Here is a 20150-nt window from a genome sequence, read left to right as displayed (position 1 = left end):
GGAGAAGGAAAAAGCGGCGCTACATTCTCGTCCGTTCCGATTTCGGATCGTACATCGGTTTCAGCGATGCCTCAGCCGTAAACCGTTCGCCGGCGATCTCGATTTCATAAGTCGAGGCGAGCACATCCGCCTCGCTCTGCCCTTGGCACGGCACATAGCCCAGCCCGATCGCTCCGCCGAGATGATGGCCGTAATTGCCCGAAGTGATCGGACCGATGATCTTGCCATCGCGCAGGATCGCTTCGTTGTGGAAGAGCAGAGGCTGCGGGTCCTTGAGGCGGAACTGGACCAGGCGGCGGTCCAATCCGGCCTCCTTCTTCTTCAGCACGGCATCGCGGCCGATGAAATCGCCCTTGGCCGTCTTCACCGCGAAGCCGAGGCCCGCCTCCAGCACATTGTCCTCATCGGTGATGTCGTGTCCGAAATGGCGGAAAGCCTTTTCTATGCGGCAGGAATCCAGCGTGTGCAGTCCACAGAGCTTTAGCCCGACATCGGCGCCGGCCTCATCGATGGCCTCGAAGACATGGGCGGCCTGTTCGGTCGAGACGTAAAGCTCCCAGCCGAGCTCACCGACATAGGTGACGCGGTGCGCCCGGGCGAGGCCCATGCCGATTTCGATCTCCTGGAACGTGCCAAACGGATTGTTCTCGTTGGAGAAGTCGCTGGGGCTGACCTTCTGGATCAGTTTTCGCGCATCCGGGCCCATCACGCAGAGCACGCTTTCAGCGGCGGTTACGTCCGTGATGATGACGAACTGGTCGCCGACATGCCGCCGCAGCCAGGCGAGGTCGCGCTGCAGCGTGGCGCCCGGCACGACGAGGAAATAGGCCGTATCCGAAAGCCGCGACACGGTGAGGTCGCTCTCTATGCCGCCGCGCTGGTTAAGCATTTGCGTGTAGACGATCTTGCCCGGCGCCACGTCCATGTCGTTGGCGCAGAGTCTTTGCAGAAAGGTGCAGGCGTCGCGGCCCTCGACGCGGATCTTGCCGAATGACGTCATGTCGAACAGGCCGACCTTGTCGCGGACCGCCAGATGCTCCTCGCGCTGGTTATCAAACCAGTTCTGCCGCTTCCAGGAATAGCGATATTCGCGCTCCTGGCCTTCGCGGGCGAACCAGTTGGCACGCTCCCAGCCGGCGACTTCGCCGAACACGGCGCCGCGCGCCTTCAGATGCTCGTGCAGGGGCGAGCGGCGCACACCACGCGAGGTTGCCATCTGGCGATAGGGGAAATGGTCGGCATAAAGCAGGCCGAGCGTTTCGGAGACGCGTTCCTTGAGATAGCGGCGGTTCTTCTGGAAGGGTTGAGTGCGGCGGATGTCGACTTCCCACAGGTCGAACGGGGCTTCGCCATCGTTGATCCACTGCGCCAGCGCCATGCCGGCGCCGCCCGAAGAGACGATGCCGATCGAATTGTAGCCGGTCGCCATCCAGTAGCCGCGCAACTCCGGCGCCTCGCCGAGATAATAGCGGTCGTCAGGGGTGAAACTTTCAGGCCCGTTGAAGAAAGTGTGGATGCCGGCGGTCGCCAGCATCGGCATGCGGCTAACGCCCATTTCGAGGATCGGTTCGAAATGGTCCATGTCCTCCGGCAACTGGTCGAAGCAGAAATCCTCGCGGATGCCGTCCATGCCCCATGGCTTGGCCACCGGCTCGAAGGCGCCGAGCATCATCTTGCCGGCGTCTTCCTTGTAGTAGGCGCACTCGTCCGGCACGCGCAGCACCGGCAGGCGGCCAAGGCCGGGGATCGGCTCGGTGACCAGATAAAAGTGCTCGCAGGCGTGCAGCGGGATGTTCACGCCGTTCTGGGCGCCGAGGTCGCGCGCCCACATGCCGGCGCAGTTGATGACGATGTCGGTCTCGATCGTGCCCTGGCCTTCGCCTTGCGCCCAGGACACGCCGGAGACGCGGCCATTTTTCGTATGGACCTTGGTGACCTTCACATTCTCCGCGATTGTGGCGCCGCGTTGGCGCGCACCCTTGGCCAGCGCCATGGCGATGTTGGCCGGGTCGCACTGGCCGTCGAGCGGCAGATGCACGGCGCCGACCACGTCCGAGACATTGAGATGCGGGTACATCTCCTTGACCTCATTGGGAGAAATCTCGCGCACGTCGACGTCGAAGGCGCGGGCGAGCGACGCCTGCCGGTAGATCTCGTGCTTGCGCTCTTCGGTCAGCGCCACGGTGATCGAGCCGACCTGGCGCATGCCGGTGCCGACCTCGGTCTCTGCTTCCAGCTTGACGTAGAGATCGGCCGAATATTTCGCCAGCCGGGTCATGTTCTGCGAGCCGCGCAACTGTCCGATCAGCCCGGCGGCGTGCCATGTCGTGCCCGAGGTCAGTTGCTTGCGCTCCAGAAGCACAATGTCGGTCCAGCCAAGCTTGGCCAGGTGGTAGGCGACCGAGCAGCCGGAGACGCCGCCGCCGATGATGACGGCCCTTGCCTTGGTGGGGATGGCTTTCGTGGGAAGGCTCCTGGCGGTCATGCGGCCTCACGACGGTAGCTGGAAACGAAACGGCGCAGCCGGGCGGCTGCTTCCCTGAGCACGGGTTCGGGCTGGCACAGGCTGATTCTGATATGGCCGGCCGCGGCTTCGCCGAAACTCGAGCCCGGCATGACGCCGACCTTCTCCTTGTCGAGGAAGGCGAAGGCGAATTTCTCGTCGTCGGGTTCGACATCAGATATGTCGAGCATGACATACATGCCGCCTTCGGAACCGCGCACGGTGACATCGTTCATGCCGCGCACCGCATCGAGCAGGACGGTGCGGCGCGCCGCGTAGCGTTCGGCGATGTCCTTGACGCCATAGTGCTGCTCCAGCGCCTCGGCGCAAGCGATGGAGATGAAGGCCGGCAGGCCGTAGGTCGTCACCAGGTTGAGATTGATCAGCAGTGTGATCATTTTTTCCGGACCGGTCAGCCAGCCCATGCGCCAGCCGGTCATGCCGTGGCTCTTGGACATCGAATTGATCACCAGCGTGCGCTCGGCCATGCCGGGCAGCGAGCGCGGCGAGACATGCTCGCCGCCGCCCAGCGTCCAGTAGACCTCATCGGACAGCAGCCAGAGATCGTGCTCGCGGCAGATTTCGGCCAGCTGTTCCAGCCGCTCGCGCGAATAGACGGCACCGGTCGGGTTGTTCGGCGTGTTGATCAGTATGGCGCGCGTGTTGTGCTTGAGTGCAGCACGGATCATGTCCGCGCGCGGTTGGAACCCATCCTCGGCCGGTGTCTCGACGACGGTGAAACTGGCACCGGCGGCACTGAAGGTGTTGGGATAGGTGGCATAGTAGGGGGCAACCACGATGGCGTGGTCGCCCGGGTCGAGAACGGCCTGCACGGCCGCGTAAAGTGCGGCCTGGCCGCCCGGCGTGGCGATGACCTCTTCCGGCGTCGTCTCGACACCGGTGCAGGCGCTGGAGGCCGCCGCCATCGCCTTGCGCAGGCGCGGCAGGCCGGGCAGCGGCGTGTAGTGATGGTTGCTGCCGCGAACCGCCGCAACGCAGGCTTCGATCGTCTCCGACGGCGTGTCGAAATCGTGGTCGCCGACCGACAGCATGATAATGTCCTCGCCGGCTTCCTTGCGGGCCCAGGCGGCGAAATGAACTTCCCAGCCGTCCTTGCCCGATGGAACAATGCCGGTGATGCGCGATGATGGTTTAGGCATGTGAGACTCCCGTGATCGCGTAGCCGTCCTGTTGCAGCCGGTCGCGCAAGGCGGCGATATGGGCAGGACCGACCTCGCAGCAACCGCCGACGATGTCCGCACCCGCTTCCACCCAGCCGACAGCCTGGTCGGCGTAGGCATCCGGACCGAGGTCGTGGCGGGCATGCAGTACATCCACCGTGCCGCCATGCTTGAGCGCTTCGGTGGAAGTGAAGCCATTGGCATAGGCACCGACCAGGCCGCCAAGCTCGATCAGTTCAGGCAAGGCCGCCGCAATCGCCTCGGGGCGGCAGCAGTTGAGCAGCCGCGCCGCCACCGGCAGATTTCCGAGCGCATCGGCCGCCGACGCAATCGTCTCGCCGCTGCGCAGGCGCGGCGTGCCGTGATCGGCCAGCGTCCATGACACCCAGACAGGCTTGCCGCTTTCCGATGCGGCGGTGACCGCCGCGCGCGCTTCCTCCGACGACGCCATGGTCTCGCAAAGGAACAGGTCGACACCGTCCACCTGCTCGGCGACGATGCGGCGGTAGATGTCGAGCGTCTCCTGGTAGGAGATCGTCAGCGCCGGCGCGTAGCTGCCGAAGAGCGGCGACAGGCAGCCGGCGATCGCCGCATCGCCGGCCTCGTCGCGCGCTTGCCTGGCGAGCTCGATGCCACGCTTCTGCAATGGCTTGAACAGGTCTTCCGCGCCTTCGCGCGCCAGGCGTTCGGGCGTCGCCGAATAGGTGTTGATGGTGATGACACGGGCGCCGGCGCGAATGAATTCGGCATGCAGGCCGCGCACAAGGTCCGGTTCGTCGATCAGCACCCTGGCCGACCACAGCGGCGTCGGCTCGGACTGGCTGCGCCGCACCAGCTCCTGGCCCATGCCGCCATCGGTGAGGATAACGTTCTTCATGCGCGCAGTCTTTCGTTCCTGGGATCCCACAAGGGCTCGTCCTGTTGCACGATCGCCTTGAAGCGGTCGCCGAAGATCTCGACCTCAACCGATGTGCCGGGTTCGGTCAGGTCGGCGCGCAGCATGCCGAGCGCGATCGACTTGTCGACGCGATGGCCCCAGCCCCCCGACGTCGTCTCGCCGACGATCTGGCCGTCATGCCAAAGGGTCGACATGTAAGGCGCGTCGCAATCGCCGGGATCTTCGACCACCAGCGTGACGAAGCGTTTCTTCACGCCTTGCTGTTTTTCGTTCTGGAGGGCCGCCTTGCCGCGGAAATCGGGCTTTTCCCATTTGACGAAGCGCTCCAGACCGCCCTGCAGGATCGAATAGTCGGTCGACAGATCGCCCTTCCAGGTGCGGTAGCCTTTTTCGAGCCGCAGCGAATCCAGTGCGTACATGCCAAACGGCTTCAGCCCATGATTCTGCCCGGCAGCGCAGATCGTATCGAAGATCGCGGCAGTGTCGTCGACCCTGGTGTGGATCTCCCAGCCGAGCTCGCCGGCGAAGGAGACGCGGACCAGCCTGGCCCAGCGCCCGGCAATCCTGGTTTCCTGATGCGTCAGCCAAGGCAAGGTCAGGTCGGCGTCACAGACGTCGGCAAGGATTTTTCGCGAGTTGGGACCGGCCAGGATCTGCGTGGAGAATTCTTCCGTCCGGTCGATCAGCTTGAACGCCGCATCCCCGGGCATGTGCGATTTCAGCCATTCGAAGTCATGCCACTGTGCCACCGCCGCGGTGATCAGCGTCATGGACTCCTCGCCATGGCGCACCACCGACATTTCGGTGACGATGCGGCCCTTGTCATCGGAGAAATAGACGAGGCCGATGCGGCCGGGCTTCGGCACCAGGCCGGTCACCTGCCGGCTCAGCCATTCGGCGGCACCAGGGCCTTCGAGATTGAAGCGCGAGAAGCCGGGCAGGTCGAGGATGCCGGCAGCGTCGCGGACAGCCAGGCACTCTTCGCGCACGCGCTGCTGCCAAGGCCCGTCGCGGCGGAAGGTCAGCGTGGCTTCCTCGGAGACGTCGTCGCCGTCCCGCGCGTACCAGGTGGCGCGTTCCCAGCCATTGTAGGCGTCGAAACGGGCACCCAGCGCCTTGATGCGATCGTGGATCGGCGACAGTTTCCTGTCACGTCCTTCCGGCCAGGCATGGCGCGGGAACTGGATGGCGTATTCGTTGCCATAGATCTCCATGCCCTTGGCCACGCAATAGTCCGGCGCGGAAGCAAAGGAGGTGAAGCGGCGCGGATCGCACGACCACATGTCCCATTCGGTCTGGCCTTGCGTAACCCATTCGGCCAGCACCTTGCCGGCACCGCCGCCCTGGGCGATGCCGAAAGTGAAGACGCAAGCCTCGAAGGCGTTGGGAACGCCGGGCATCGGCCCGATCAGCGGATTGCCATCCGGCGCATAAGGGATCGGGCCGTTGATGACCTTGGAGAGGCCGGCGGTGCCGAGGATCGGCACACGGGCGACGGCATCGGCCAGATAATGTTCCAGCCGGTCGAGGTCGTCGGGGAAGAGCTGGAAGGAAAAGTCGTCCGGCATGGGATCGTTGTGGGTGGCCCAGTGCGCGCGGCAATTGCGCTCATAGGGGCCGAGATTCATGCCCGCCTTTTCCTGGCGCAGATAATAGGAAGTATCGACGTCGCGCAGCAGCGGCAGCTTCTTGCCCTGTTCCTTCGACCAGGCGGCGAGTTCGGGGATTTCCTCGAACAAAATGTACTGGTGGCTCATCACCATCATCGGCACTTCGCGGCCGAACATCCTGCCGACTTCGGCGGCACGGTAGCCGGCTGCATTGACGACGATCTCGCAGCGGATCTCGCCTTGCGGTGTCTCGACCACCCACTCGTCCTTTTCGCGGCGCACGCCTGTCACGGGGCAGAACCGGATGATTTTCGCACCCATGTCGCGCGCGCCCTTGGCCAGCGCCTGCGTCAGCTGTGCCGGGTCGATGTCGCCGTCGCTCGGATCGTACAGCGCGCCCTTCAACTCATGCGTTTCGAGGAAGGGGTAGCGGCGCTTGATCTCGTCGAGCCCGATCACGTCTATGTCCATGCCTTGGTAACGGCCCATGCCCTTGGCGCGCTGGAATTCCTGGATGCGCTCCTTTGTGTGGGCGAGCCTGAGCGAGCCGGTGACATGGTAATTCATGGGATAGTCGACGGCGTCGGCCAGGCCGCGATAGAGCTCGGTCGAATAACGCTGCATGTTCATCAGCGACCAGGAGGAGGAGAAGGTCGGCACATTGCCGGCCGCATGCCAGGTCGAGCCGGAGGTCAGCTCGTTCTTTTCCAGGAGCACGCAGTCGGTCCAGCCGGCCTTGGCCAGGTGATAGAGCGACGAGGTGCCGACAACGCCACCTCCGATGATCACCACGCGCGCCGTGCTCGGCAAACCCGCCATGTTCTTCTCCCAATCTTCAAGCGCGCCGCGCTTCTTTTGCTTTATGGATGCATGTCGTCGGCGACATGCATCAATAGACCGGTGGCGAAACCACCCAGATGACAACCGCCGGTTCGCTGCCTGGATTGCGCCAGCGGTAAGGCTTGCCTTCGAAGCGGAAGGAGTCGCCTTCGCCAAGCCGGTGCCAGACGCCCGCAATCTCGATGTCGAACTGCCCGGACGCGATGTATCCGGCCTCCTCGGTCGGCCGGCGGGCCTCGTTCTTCAACTCCGCGCCCGGCGCGAAGACAGACCGCACCATTTCGAAGGTACCACCGAGGTCTGGTGACAGAAGCTCCTCCACGAGGCCGGATTCGCTGGTGCCAAGCGTGCGGCGCTTGCCGGCGCGTACCACGACGCCGCGCTCGCTTTCCACGGGCACGTCATGGCTGAAGAAGAGGCTGATCGGCACGCCGAACAACTCGGCGAAGGCCCTGAGGTCGCTGAGCGACGGCGTCGACAGGCCGCGCTCGACTTGGCTTACCCAACCGACCGAACGGCCGAGTTTCAGCGCGATCTCGGCCAGCGTAAGCCCGCGCACCCGGCGCAGCGCCCTGATGTCGCCGGCCAGCACTCGTTCGCCAGGTCCCTGCAATGTTCGTGCGGTAGGGGAGGCCAAATCGCTCACTTCATGAAAATTTTCAGGCGAATTTCATGAGAAATGAAGCCCATGAAAAAATCAAGTAGATTTTCACCAATGCTCAAGATTTGCTTGCAGGATTTTGACGGTTCATGCAAAGCCTCCGCCGCGAGCGGCGAGTGGGGACGTCCGATCGAGAACACGGCTAAGGGACGGCCCATGCTGGAAAAGAAGGCTCGAATCGCGGTTGACGCCGAAATCGTCGACGATGCGATCATGTCGCGCCGTTCGGTGCGCGCATTTCTGCCCGACATGATCGACGACGAGACGATCCGTGGCATACTGACTGTTGCGGCGCGCGCTCCTTCCGGCACCAACATGCAGCCGTGGCGCGTCTACGTTACCAAGGGCGGGAGCAAGCAGCGGATCACGGATGCCATCATGAATTCCGGCATCCGCGCGGAAAAAGCCGACTGGGACGAATATCGCTATTATCCCACCCAGTTCTTCGAGCCTTATCTCACCCGCCGCCGGGCCAACGGGTTCGGCCTGTACGGCGCGCTCGGCATAGGCCGTAGGGAAGTCGACAAGATGCGCGCCCAGCACGACCGCAACTTCGTTTTTTTCGACGCTCCGGTCGGCATGATCTTCACCATCGACCGCCGGCTCAACCAGGGTTCGTGGATCGATTACGGCATGTTCCTGCAAAACATCATGGTCGCGGCGCGGGGCAGGGGTCTGCATACCTGTCCGCAAGCGGCCTTCGCGCCCTATCACCGGCAGATCCGGCCGGTGCTCGGCATTCCCGACGAGGAGATCGTCGTCTGCGGCATGGCGCTCGGCTATGAAGACACTTCCAAGCCCGAGAACGCCTTCCGCACCGAGCGTGAGCCGCTCGAGGAATGGGTGACGTTCAGCGAATAGGCTCCCGTCCGGCGCAAGCCCGCTATTCCGTATTCATGTGCGCGCCGTGGCCACTGACATGGGCGCCGTCCTGCGGCGTCAGCTTGAGATAGGCTGATAGCGCGCAGAGCGTGATGACGCCTTCGATCACGAACAGGATCCGGAAGTCGCTGGCGACGGCCGGCCCGCCGCCGGCGAGAAACGACAGCATCGCAGCCGCCAGGCCGACGCTGATGGCGACCGCCAGTTGCCACAGAATATAGTAGAGCGCGCTGAAACGGGCGAGCTGTTCGGGCGCGATGTCGGAATAGGCAAGGTTGCCGGTTGAGGCCCATTGCACCGAGCGGAAGACGCCGAAGACGAAGATGTAGGTGAGCGTGATCCACACCGGGGTCGTTGCCTGCACCAAGGCGAAGCCCGCGACCATGGCGGCAACCACGGGCGTGTTCAAGACCAGCACGCGGCGAAAACCGAAACGGTTGAGGAGGCGTGGCATGAAGATGCGCATACCCACCGAACCGACCGCCGCCACGAAGGTCAGCGATCCTGCCTGCACCGCGCTCATGCCGAAGCCGAGCTGGAACATCAGCGGCAGCAGGAAGACGACGGAGCTGAGGCCGATCGTGTCCAGGCCGCCGCCGGTAAGAAACGAGATGCGGAAGGTGCGGATGCGCAGGAGCTTGAGATCGAGCAGCGGATTGCGCACGCGCAGGCAGTAGAGGGAGGCGGCCGTCAGGATGATGAGCGCCAGCGCAAGCTCGGCCGCGATGATGCCGCCGGCGGCGTCTTTCGCCGCCAGCGAGTCCATGCCGAAGACCAGCAGCACCATGCCGCTGCCGACCAGCAAAAAGCCTGGAAAATCGAACCGCGTGCGCACCGGCTTGGTCATTGTCGGGAACAGCGAGGCGGCAAGAATTGCGGCCGCGAGCGCGAACGGCACGTTGATGAAGAAGATCCAGCGCCAGGAGATGTAGGTGGTCAGCGCGCCGCCGACGAGCGGACCGACCAGCGGTCCGGACTGGCCGGCCAGCGAGATGTACATGTTGATCTTCAAGGTCCGGCTGCGCGGGAAGGTCGACAGGATGACGACCTGGCCGAGCGTTCCCATCAGCGCGCCGCCGAAGCCCTGCAGCGCGCGGGCACTAACCAGCATCCAGAGGTCGTTCGAGAGCCCGCACATGGCCGAAGAAGCGGCAAATACCAGCAAGGCAAAGCAATAGACGTTGCGCAGGCCGAAACGGTCGGCCGCCCAGCCGCCGAGCGGCATCGAGATGATCAGGCTGGCGACGTAGACCGTAATCAGCAGGCCAAGCTGGCTTGGCGGACGGCCAAGGCTTTCGCTGATGCCCGGCAGCGCCGTCACCACGACATTCTGGTCGAGGCTGGTCATGAACACGCCGCAGGCGACCGTCAGCGGCAGCAGGAGCAGGGCTCTGGCCGGCACATCGGCGCGATCGGTGGCGCCGGTGGATAGTTCAGCGGTCATGGGGATGTTCGAACCAAATATGCCGACTCTAAACCGGGATTTTCACCCCTCGGGCCGGTTGGACGACCACGTTTTCCACCTTGGGCGCCTTCGGCAGGATTCTCTAGCGGCAGAACCAGCCGGCATTGAGGCCAGAGGCCGCGGCTCTAAGGCCGCATGCCTACTGCACCTCGTAACCGACTTCCTCGCTGGCGTGGCAGAGCGCCTTCCAGAACGAGCGCGCGAAGGAGCGAAAGACATAGATGTCGAACTGGTCGGTGCCGGTGCGCTGGATCTGGGCGAAGACATCGTGATGCGTTGTCGAGCGGCCGGCGCCGACCGGAAAGGCAAGCAGGCCGAAGTCGATGGCGAAGAATTTCGACAGCACCCATTCGGCTTTCGGCCCGGCAATGCGGATCGCGGTGCGGCCATGCGACAGGTCCGTCACCGTGCCGATGGCCGGCGTCACCGCCTTGGTCAATGCCAGGGCCAGTCCTTCGGCTTCATCGGTCACCGTGAATTTTCCCGGCGCGAAGCCGAATACCGCTTTCACGCCGTCGCTCGAGCCGCCGCCTGCGCCATCGGGCAGAGCAAGCCCGGTGACGGTGCGGATGGCCTCCATCAGTTTCTTCTCCTCGCCTGGCCATGCCGCGAGTTGCACGATCGAGCCCGGCCTGGTTTCGGTGAGCAGGATCTCGACGCCATGTTCGAAATTGCCGTGCGAGCCGACATGGAACTCCGGCTCGAGGGGCGATTGACGCTCAGCCATGCATGCGGGTCCCTTCCGGATCGTAAAAGTGGTTGGAGACGATCTCCACGGGCCCGAAGCGGTTGCGCAAGGGATCGGAGACATGCGCACGCGTGCCGTGCCTGGCCTTGCCGCCCTTGACCAGCGCCAGCGCGATATGCTTGCCGAGCGCCGGCGAATAGCAGCAGGCGGTGATGTGCCCGATCGAGCCGTGCGGATTGGCTTCGTCGACGTCCTCGACAATGTGTGCGCCGCCATTGAGCGGCCGGTTGTCGAGCGCGATCAGGCCGACCAGTTCCAGCCGCTCGGACGCGACGAGACCTTCCCGATCCATCATCGCGGAGCCGATGAACGGCTTCTTCTTCGACAGCATCCAGTCGAGATGCAGGTCGCGCGCCGTGGTGCGGCCATCAATCTCGGCGCCGGTGACATGGCCTTTCTCGATGCGCATCGTGCCCAGCGCCTCGAGGCCGTAGGTAACCAGCCCGAACGGCTTACCGGCCTCGACCAGTGCTTCCCAGACATGGGTGCCGTGGCCGGCGCCGGAATAGACCTCGAAGGCCATTTCGCCGGAGAAGGAAAGCCGGCAAATCATCACCGGAACGCCTGCGATCTCGCCGTGGACGATGCCCATGAAGGGCAAGGTGGCATTGTCCACGGCAGTGCCGGTGACGCAGGCGGCCAAAATCTGCCGCGCTTTCGGCCCGCCGATCGCGGCTCCCGCCCATTCGTCGGTCACCGAGGTGACGTGGACCTTGAGTTCCGGCCAGATCACGTCGAGGAAATATTCCAGATGCTGCATCACCTTGCCGGCATTGGCCGTGGTGGTGGTCATCAGGAAATCCTGTTCGCCCAGGCGCCATGTGGTGCCGTCATCGAAGGCAAAGCCGTCCTCGCGCAGCATCAGCCCGTAGCGCGCCTTGCCGACGGCGAGCGTCGAGAACATGTTGGTGTAGACACGGTCGAGGAACGCCGCGGCGTCGGGACCCTGCACGGCTATCTTGCCCAGCGTCGAGACATCGACGATGCCCGCGCTTTCGCGCGTCGCCTTGGCTTCGCGCACATAGGCCTGTTCGACGGTTTCGCCCGAAAGCCCGTAGATCATCGGCCGGTACCAGAGGCCGGCGGAGTACATGGTCGCGCCATTGTCGACATGCCAGTCATGCATCGGGGTCAGCCGCTCGGGCTTGAGATCGCCGAAGCGCTCCGCTGCCAGCGAGCCGATCGACACCGGTGCGAAAGGTGGCCGGAAACGGGTGGTGCCGACTTCCGGGATCGGTTTGCCGAGCGCTTCCGCCATGATGGCGAGGCCGGGGACGTTGGAGCTCTTGCCCTGGTCTGTGGCCATGCCGAGTGTGGTGTAGCGCTTCAGGTGCTCGACAGAGACGAAGCCTTCGCGATGCGCCAGGCGGACATCTTCCGCCGTGACGTCGTGCTGGAAGTCGACAAAGCTCTTGCCCTTGGCCCTGATCTCGAACACGGGCGCAGGACGGGGGTCACAAGGCAAGGATTCGATCTGCGGGTACCCCATCGGCGCAACTGTTGCCCCGACTGCGTTGAGACCTGCGTTGCGGCCGTCCAATATTGCTTCAAGGGTCATGAAATGGCCGTTGAAGGCGCCGGCGCCAACCCATTTCTGCGTCCGCTTCGGCGGTAGGAAAGCTTGCAGCGCTTCATTCCATTCCGCTTTGGCGCCGGCCTGGCTGGCCAGATGGATGGTCGGCGACCAGCCGCCGGACATCAGCAGGCAATCGGCATGGATGCTGCGCGCATCACCGCTCAGCGTACCCGCGACCATGTCGAAGCGCTGAACCTTGAGGCCGGACAAGGCTTTGCCGCCTTCCGTGGCGACCACCGCATGGCCGGAAAGCAGTTCCGCCTCGGCTTCGCCGGCCAGGGCGCTCACCTCGGCGGATGGTTGCGGGCGCACGTCGATGATGGCAACGACCGCCGCACCGGCCTGCTTCAGCGCCAGCGCCGAGCGGTAGGCGCTGTCATTGTTGGTGAACAGCACGATCCGCTGCCCCGGCAGCACGCCGAATTCGTTGGCGTAGCGCTCCGCCGCATGCGCCAGCATCACGCCGGGCCGGTCATTGCCGGGAAACACCAGCGGCCTTTCGAAGGCGCCGGTGGCCAGCACGACGGATCCGGCGCGGATCGCCCAGTAGCGATGGCGCGGCTCCCCCTTGGCGGGCTGCGCCTTGTGGTCGCTGACCCGCTCGAGCGCGGCAAGCGTATTGTTGTCGTAGTAGCCCCAGACAGTGGTGCGCGGCAGAAGCCGGACATTGTCTCGCGCCTCAAGCTGGGCCACGGTGCGCCGCACCCAATCAGCGGCGGGTGCGCCATCGATGGTTTCACCGGACCAGTTGGCCGATCCGCCGAAACGCGGCTCGAGATCGGCCAGGATGACGCGGGCGCCCTGGTCGGCGGCTGCCTTGGCGGCCATCAGGCCGGCCGGTCCGGAGCCGACCACAAGCACGTCGCAAAAAGCGTTCATGCGCTCGTAGCGGGCCGGGTCCTTTGCCGATCCGGCGCTGCCGAGGCCGGCGGCGCGGCGGATGAAATGCTCGCAGAACATCCAGAAGCGCGTGCCTTTCAGCGGGCCGACAACCGGTCCCATGAAGGTCTTGTAGTAAAACCCAGCCGACAGCAGTTTGCCGCCGAGCTGGTTGACGGCATGGATGTCGAAGGCAAGCGAGGGGAAACGGTTCTGGCTGACGGCGACCAGCCCGTCATGGATCTCGACCATGGTCGCCGGGATGTTGGGTTCGCGCACCTCGCCCTTCAGCACCGTGACCAGAGCGTTGGGCTCCTCGACGCCGGCGCTCAGCAGGCCGCGCGGCCGATGGTATTTGAAAGAACGCCCGAAAAGGGTGACGCCATTGGCCAGCAGCGCGGACGCCAGCGTGTCGCCGCCATGCCCGGTATAGGCAACGCCGTCGAAGGTGAAGCGGATCGTCTTCAGCCGGTCTATGCGGCCGCCCGTATCGGTGCGGCGCGGGCTCACGGCTTGTCCTCCGCCTTGCGGTGCGCGGCCGAGCTGTGATCGCCACGCGCGAAGGCGACACTGGAAATCTCATGCGTCAGCGTGTTGCGCACGACCCTCAGGTGAGCCCGGCAGCCGCCGGAATGCTGCCAGATCTCGTTGTGGTCGCCGGCCGGGTTCAGCCGGTCGTAGACATAGGCATTCCAGGCCTCGAAATTCTGCGAGGCGGGGTCGGGACGTTCGCGGTTGCCGTCACCCTGATAGGTGAACTCGATGACATCGCGCGGGCCGCAATAGGGGCAAGTGATCAGCACGGAATGTTCCTAATGAAGCCTTGTCTAGTGAAGCCTCGGGTTTGCACCCTGGCCCTTGTCGTCGATCACCAGCCCGCGATGAAAGCGGTCCAGCGTGAACGGGGCATTGAAATCGTGAGGCTGATCCTTGGCGATGGTCCAGGCAAAGCACCAGCCGGAAGCGGGCGTTGCCTTGAAGCCGCCATAGCACCAGCCGCAATTGAGATACATGCCGGGCAGGGGGCCCATGGTGATGATCGGCGAGCCGTCCATCGACATGTCGCAGACGCCGCCCCAGGAGCGCAGCATGCGCACACGCGCAAGGCCCGGGAAAAGGGCCAGCATCTCGCTCATCACCTCGTCGACGATGGGCAGATTTCCGCGCTGGGCGTAGCTGTTGTAACCGTCGATGTCGCCGCCATAGACAAGGCCGCCCTTGTCGGACTGCGACATGTAGAAATGGCCCATGCCGAAGGTCACGACCGTGTCGATGAAGGGTTTCAGCGATTCGGTGACGAAGGCCTGCAGCACATGGCTTTCGATCGGCATCGTCTCGACGCCGGCCAGTTGCATGACCCGTCCGGTGCTGCCAGCCACCGCGACCGCGACCTTCTTGGCCCTGATATCGCCGCGCGAGGTGGCAACGCCGGTAACCCGGTCGCCGTCGCGCAGGAAGCCGGTGACCTCGCAATTCTCGACGATGTCGACGCCGCGCCGGTCGGCGCCGCGCGCATAGCCCCAGGCGACGGCGTCGTGCCGGGCGGTGCCGGCCCGCCGCTGCATCAGGCCGCCGACCACGGGAAAGCGTGCACCGTCGGAGATGTCGAGCGCCGGGATCAGGCGCTTGATCTCGGCTGGTGTCATCAATTCCGCATCGACGCCGAGATGGCGCATCGCATTGCCGCGTCTTGCGTAGTCGTCGAACTGAGCCGGCGTATGCGCCAGGTTCAGGCAGCCGCGCTGCGAGAACATGACGTTGTAATTGAGCTCGTGCGACAGGTTTTCCCACAGCTTCATCGAATGTTCGTAGAAGCGGGTGTTGGCGGGCAGCAGGTAATTTGAGCGAACGGCCGTGGTGTTGCGGCCGACATTGCCGGAGCCCAGCCAGCCTTTCTCCAGCACCGCGACATTGGTGATGCCGTGTTCCTTGGCTAGATAGTAGGCGGTCGCCAGCCCATGCCCGCCGCCGCCGATGATGATGACGTCGTAGGATGCCTTCGGATCCGGCTTGCGCCAGGCCGGCTTCCAGTCCTTGTTTCCCTTGAGCGCGTTCGCGAGCAGCGAAAGGGCCGAGTACTCTGCCATGTGTATGATGTCCGTTGCGGGCGATGCGACAGACTATAGAGCAGGGGGCTGATACAAAGCCAATATTGCGCCATCGCCTTTCGACTGGCCGACGCTCGATGAGCGCGATCGTCGCGGTGACTTGCCCCATGATATGGCCGTCTTTATCAAGGACAGGCTTTTTGAATGCCTTTGCCGCCCGCGAGTCGCCAATCCATCATGTTTTTTCGATTGCTTCGCCTCATCCTGGTCCTGGCGCTTGTCGTTTCGGCGCCGCTGTCGTTCGAGGCGGCGGCGCAAGGCGTTGGCCAGGCGCCCGCCGGACTGGTCGCCGATCAGCAAAAGATCATTCAAGGCCTGACGATCAAGACCGATAATTTCGAGAAGCAGATACAGCAGGATGGCGAGGACGACAGCAACCTTGTCGACATCCGCCTGCAACTCGAGGAATTGTCACGGCAATCGCTGACCAGCGCGCTGGCGTTCCGCACACGCCTGGGCGAAATCAACAGCAGGCTCGAACAGCTCGGGCCGCCACCCGCCGCCGGCCAACCGGCTGAGCCCGACATCGTCAGCGCCGAACGCGAGGGGCTGACGTCCGAAAAGGCCGAGATCAACGCGGTCATCGCGCAAGCTCAATCCTTGTCGATCCGCATCAGCGGGCTGATCGACAAGATCGGCAACATGCGCAGCGCGCTGTTCCGCAATCTTTTGACCAAGCGCTACGTGCTCTCGGACGCGCTGAGCCCGCAGGTGTTTTCCGACGCGCGCGACGAGTTCGGCAATTTCTACAAGGCGGTGTCGTCCTGGCTGAGCTTCGCCATCAAGTTCAAGTTCCAGGCTATCCTGGCCGCCACCTTCGTGGCGCTCGGCCTGGCGCTGGTGCTGCTGGTCGGCGGGAGGCGCCTGTTCGGGCGGGTGTTCGAGGCCGATCCGGCCAATGAGGACCCATCCTATCTCAGCCGCCTGTCCGTGGCCTTCTGGTCGACCTTGCTGCCGACGCTGGCTGTCGCCGCCTTTCTCGGCTCGACGATCTTCTTTTTCAATTATTACAACGTGCTGCGCGGCGATATTGGCCTCTTCCTCAATGCGTTGGCCACGGTCATCGGCGTGGTGTTCTGTGTCAATCGGCTGACCAACGCTGCACTCGAGCCGCGTTTGCCCAACTGGCGGCTCATCCCCGTCGAAACCGGGCCGGCGCGCTGGCTGGTCCGGCTGACCACCGCCATGGCCGTGGTCATAAGCTTCAACACCTTCCTGTCGGTCGTGAACGACAAGATGGGGTCGCCGCTGTCGCTGACCATCGCGCGCAGTTTCGTGGCCACCATCATCGTCGGCGTCATCCTGATCCTGATGGCGATGCTGAGGCCGTTCAGGGCGCGTGACGGAAGCTGGCGCCCGTGGCCGGCCTGGCTGCGCTACACCTCGCTCGGGCTGGGGCTTTTCACCATCATCGCGGCGCTGCTCGGGTATATCGGCCTTGCCCTGTTCGTCTCGCTGCAAGTCGTGGTCACCGGCACCGCGCTGATAACGGCCTATATCGGCTTCCTGTCGGCGCAGGCGATCGGCGAGGAGGGCGCTTTCGCCAACACCTCGGTCGGGCGTTGGCTGTCGGCCAATTCCAGCTATGAAGATACCGCACTCGACCAGCTCGGTCTTGTCGTCAGCATCGCCATCAACGTGATGATCGTGCTGGTGTTTCTGCCGTTGATCCTTTTGATGTGGGGCTTCCAGCCCGGCGATATCGAGGCGTGGGCGTACAAGCTCGCAACCGGAATCAATATCGGTTCGGTGACCATTTCGGTCACTGGCATCCTGTCGGGCATCGTCGTCTTCGTCATCGGCTATTTCCTGACGCGCTGGTTCCAGGGCTGGCTCGACGGCTCGGTCATGGCGCGCGGCAAGGTCGACACCGGAGTGCGCAACTCGATCCGGCTGGCGGTCGGCTATGCCGGCGTTGCGCTCGCCGCGCTGGTCGGCATCTCTGCGGCCGGCATCGATCTTTCCAGCCTGGCGCTGGTCGCCGGTGCTCTTTCCCTCGGTATCGGCTTTGGCCTGCAGAATGTGGTGTCGAATTTCGTCTCCGGCCTGATCCTTCTGGCCGAACGGCCGTTCAAGGTCGGCGACTGGATCGTGGCCGGCGAGATCAGCGGCACGGTCAAGAAGATCAGCGTGCGTGCCACGGAGATCGAGACTTTCCAGCGGCAGTCGGTGATCCTGCCCAATTCGAACCTGATCAACAACGCCGTCGGCAACTGGACGCACCGCAACAAGCTCGGCCGCATCGACATCAAGGTGGGCGTCGCCTATGGCAGCGACGTCAAGCAGGTCCACGCGGTGCTGCTGGATATCGCGCGCAGCCATCCATTGGTGCTGAAGAACCCCGAGCCTTTCGTCTTGTTTTCCAATTTTGGACCCGCCGCGCTCGAATTCGAGATCCGCGTGTTCCTGGCCGATGTGATGAACGGCAACATCGTGCAGAACGACGTCCGCTTCACCGTGCTGGAAAGATTCGACGACCAGCACATCGAAATCCCGTCCACGCCGCGCGCGGTCGTCGAGGCCAAGAAGAACGTGGCATGGCCGACCGACGACGACAAGATCGAGGCCGATTTCGCCGAACGGGAAGAGGCCAAGGCGCAAGCCGAGGCCGAAGCGAAAAAGCTGCCGAAGCAGCGCAAGTCGAAGAAACCCGATCCGGACTAGGCTCTGGATCCTCCTGCCGGGCTGCCATTGCCGAGAGCACCGCATTGCCGCGCGGCCAGATTGACAGGGTGGGTATGTGCGAAAGCCAAAGCCAATTGCGGCATGAATGCGGCATTCAGTTGCGGTTCAGCTTCCATCTCATATAAGCTCCCATGCAAAGGCGAGAATGCCTTGTGGAAATGCAACAGAGGCGGTGGGAACACCGATATTGCAAATGTGGAAGTCTCTCGTCGCTGCCGTGGCCTTGCTCGCCGTGAGCGGCTCGGCCCATGCCGCTAGCGCGGTCAACAAGGACGCCGAGACGCGCACGCTGATCGTGACCGAGGGCGGCAGCAAGACCGAGCTTGCGCTGGCTGGCGGTGAAACCGTCGAGTTCTGCCAGAGCGGCTGTTTTGTCACCTTGCCCAATGGCGACCTTGAAGCCCTGACCGGTTCGGAAACCGTCGAGATTTCAGGCGGCGTCGCCCGCATCAAGTAATCTCGGTGTGATGATTGGAAAGGCCGGGCGTTTGCTCGGCCTTTTATTGTTTCCGGTAGCTGTTGTTTAACAATGACGATGGAAATACCGCGGCGGCAGCCCTTTGCAACCGTACGTTTTAATGTTCGCTAGGCGATCCCCCGCTATCAGCATCAAGACGCCGAAACACGGCGCCCAACGGGTTCCGGTTTCCGGATCAGACGCTGGCAGGGCAGGACGGGCATGGACGCGCGGTCGGACAGGAACGCAATACCGCTTGCGGTCGATCTCGACGGCACGCTGATCGCGACGGACCTTTTGTGGGAAGGATTGTTCATCCTCCTCAAGAAGAACCCGCTCTATTTCTTCCTGGTGCCTTTCTGGGCGGCCGGCGGACCGGCGCGGCTGAAGCAGGCGATCGCCCAACGCATCGACATCGACCCCGCCACGCTGCCCTATCGGGCGCCCCTGCTCGACCGGCTCCGCACCGAGCACGCCGAAGGCCGCAAACTCGTGCTGGCCACCGGCACGCCGCGCAAGTTCGCCGACGCCATTGCTGTCCATCTCGGCATTTTCGACCGGGTACTGGCCACCGAGGGTCTCGACAATCTCACTTCGGGAAAGAAGCGAGCCTCCCTCCTTGCGGCCTATGGCGATGCCGGTTTCGACTATGCCGGCAACAGCCGCCATGACCTCCAGGTGTTCGACGCGGCACGCAGCGCGATCGTAGTGGCCCCGGACCGTCATGCCGCGCGCTGGCAGGCGGCGCATGGCGCCGAAACGATGCCGGCGCCCAAGCCGACGGTGCGGACCATCGTCAAGATGCTGCGCGTCCATCAGTGGCTGAAGAATTCGCTGATCGCCGTGCCGATGATGCTGTCGCACGAATATTTCAATTCCAACATGATCTGGGAATGCCTGCTGGCGTTCATCTCGTTCAGCGCGGTGGCGTCGGCGATCTATATCCTCAATGATTTCTTCGACCTTGCGCTCGATCGCAAGCATCTGACCAAGCGCAACAGGCCGTTCGCCAGCGGTGCACTGTCTATTCCGTTCGGCCTTGGCGCAATCGCGGTGCTGCTGGCGATCGGCATCGGCACCGGGCTGTTCCTGTCGCTTGAATTCCTGGCTGTGCTCGGCGGCTACATGGTCGTTACCACGGCCTATTCGCTGTCGTTCAAGCGCATGCTTCTGGTCGACGTGCTGACGCTTGCCGGCCTCTACACCATTCGTGTGCTGGCCGGCGCGGCCGCCACGGGCGTCGACGTCTCGTTCTGGCTGCTCGCCTTCTCGATCTTCTTCTTCCTGTCGCTGGCACTGGTGAAGCGCTTTGTCGAATTGCGCACCACAGCCATTCCGCCCGGCGAACGCATTGCCGGCCGCGGCTATCGCACCGAAGACCAGGAGATTGTCGCCCAGGCCGGCATGGCTTCGGCGTTCTCCTCGGCGCTGGTGCTGGCGCTCTACATGGACAGCGTCGCGGTGCGCGAACTCTATCCGCATCCCTGGCTGATCTGGCCGCTGGCGCCGATCGTGCTTTATCTCACCATGCGTGTCTGGATCCTGGCGCGCCGCGACGAAATGCACGATGACCCGGTCGTCTTCATCATTCGCGACTGGCGCAGCCAGATCGTGGTGGCGATCGGCGCGGTGCTGCTGGTCATCGGGGGCTGGTAGG

The 20150-nt window shown here is 63.8% G+C and carries 14 protein-coding genes; 4 read left to right on the top strand and 10 right to left on the bottom strand.

Going from position 1 to position 20150, the window contains the following annotated elements; translation table 11 throughout:
• Positions 1 to 19 precede the first annotated feature (19 nt).
• The 5 genes from LB557_RS21270 to LB557_RS21250 form a co-directional block, all read right to left on the bottom strand.
• Positions 20 to 2485: an FAD-dependent oxidoreductase gene (locus tag LB557_RS21270; protein ID WP_224643456.1), complete on the bottom strand. Its 2466-nt coding sequence runs from the start codon at positions 2483 to 2485 to the stop codon at positions 20 to 22.
• The gene (locus tag LB557_RS21265; protein ID WP_224643457.1) at positions 2482 to 3663 is read right to left on the bottom strand and encodes a pyridoxal phosphate-dependent aminotransferase; all 1182 of its coding nucleotides are present in this window, start codon (positions 3661 to 3663) and stop codon (positions 2482 to 2484) included. The genes LB557_RS21270 and LB557_RS21265 overlap by 4 nt, the downstream gene beginning before the upstream one ends.
• A complete protein-coding gene (locus tag LB557_RS21260; protein ID WP_224643458.1) occupies positions 3656 to 4561 on the bottom strand; it encodes a homocysteine S-methyltransferase family protein in 906 nt (301 codons plus the stop codon). The genes LB557_RS21265 and LB557_RS21260 overlap by 8 nt, the downstream gene beginning before the upstream one ends.
• Positions 4558 to 7011, bottom strand: a complete 2454-nt coding sequence (locus tag LB557_RS21255; protein WP_015317392.1) for an FAD-dependent oxidoreductase — start codon at positions 7009 to 7011, stop codon at positions 4558 to 4560. The genes LB557_RS21260 and LB557_RS21255 overlap by 4 nt, the downstream gene beginning before the upstream one ends.
• Before the next feature lie 70 nt (positions 7012 to 7081).
• Positions 7082 to 7624 (bottom strand): helix-turn-helix domain-containing protein, encoded by a 543-nt coding sequence (locus tag LB557_RS21250; protein ID WP_023769828.1) that lies wholly within the window; start codon positions 7622 to 7624, stop codon positions 7082 to 7084.
• Between the two features lie 225 nt (positions 7625 to 7849).
• Between LB557_RS21250 and LB557_RS21245 the strand changes: the two genes are divergently transcribed.
• Positions 7850 to 8554 (top strand): nitroreductase, encoded by a 705-nt coding sequence (locus tag LB557_RS21245; RefSeq protein ID WP_224643459.1) that lies wholly within the window; start codon positions 7850 to 7852, stop codon positions 8552 to 8554.
• 22 nt (positions 8555 to 8576) lie between these two features.
• Here LB557_RS21245 and LB557_RS21240 read toward each other — a convergent pair whose 3' ends face one another.
• The 5 genes from LB557_RS21240 to LB557_RS21220 all read right to left on the bottom strand — a co-directional run bounded on the left by LB557_RS21240 (position 8577) and on the right by LB557_RS21220 (position 15330).
• Positions 8577 to 10019, bottom strand: coding sequence for an MFS transporter (locus LB557_RS21240; protein WP_140615885.1), 1443 nt, complete (start codon positions 10017 to 10019; stop codon positions 8577 to 8579).
• Positions 10020 to 10179: 160 nt separating this feature from the next.
• Positions 10180 to 10767, bottom strand: coding sequence for a sarcosine oxidase subunit gamma family protein (gene soxG, locus LB557_RS21235; RefSeq protein ID WP_015317396.1), 588 nt, complete (start codon positions 10765 to 10767; stop codon positions 10180 to 10182).
• Positions 10760 to 13753, bottom strand: a complete 2994-nt coding sequence (locus tag LB557_RS21230; RefSeq protein WP_224643460.1) for a sarcosine oxidase subunit alpha — start codon at positions 13751 to 13753, stop codon at positions 10760 to 10762. Before LB557_RS21230 ends, soxG begins: the two co-directional genes overlap by 8 nt.
• Positions 13750 to 14046, bottom strand: coding sequence for a sarcosine oxidase subunit delta (locus LB557_RS21225; RefSeq protein WP_140615891.1), 297 nt, complete (start codon positions 14044 to 14046; stop codon positions 13750 to 13752). Before LB557_RS21225 ends, LB557_RS21230 begins: the two co-directional genes overlap by 4 nt.
• Before the next feature lie 24 nt (positions 14047 to 14070).
• Entirely contained in the window at positions 14071 to 15330 is a 1260-nt protein-coding gene (locus LB557_RS21220; RefSeq protein WP_224595009.1) for a sarcosine oxidase subunit beta, read from the bottom strand.
• 198 nt (positions 15331 to 15528) lie between these two features.
• Here LB557_RS21220 and LB557_RS21215 point away from each other — a divergent pair, with 198 nt between their 5' ends.
• From LB557_RS21215 to LB557_RS21205, 3 genes are all read left to right on the top strand, one after another.
• Positions 15529 to 18015 carry a mechanosensitive ion channel family protein gene (locus LB557_RS21215; RefSeq protein WP_224595012.1) on the top strand — a complete coding sequence of 829 codons (2487 nt, stop codon included), beginning with the start codon at positions 15529 to 15531 and terminating at the stop codon, positions 18013 to 18015.
• A 214-nt stretch (positions 18016 to 18229) separates the two neighbouring features.
• Positions 18230 to 18493: a hypothetical protein gene (locus LB557_RS21210; protein WP_224643461.1), complete on the top strand. Its 264-nt coding sequence runs from the start codon at positions 18230 to 18232 to the stop codon at positions 18491 to 18493.
• A 222-nt stretch (positions 18494 to 18715) separates the two neighbouring features.
• A complete protein-coding gene (locus LB557_RS21205) occupies positions 18716 to 20149 on the top strand; it encodes a UbiA family prenyltransferase (RefSeq protein ID WP_224643462.1) in 1434 nt (477 codons plus the stop codon).
• The last annotated feature ends 1 nt before the right edge of the window (position 20150 follow it).

Origin of the sequence: Mesorhizobium sp. BR115XR7A, assembly GCF_020165315.1 — a bacterium.
GTDB classification, from domain to species: Bacteria; Pseudomonadota; Alphaproteobacteria; order Rhizobiales; family Rhizobiaceae; genus Mesorhizobium; species Mesorhizobium australicum.
This window is presented reverse-complemented; position numbering and strand designations above follow the sequence as displayed.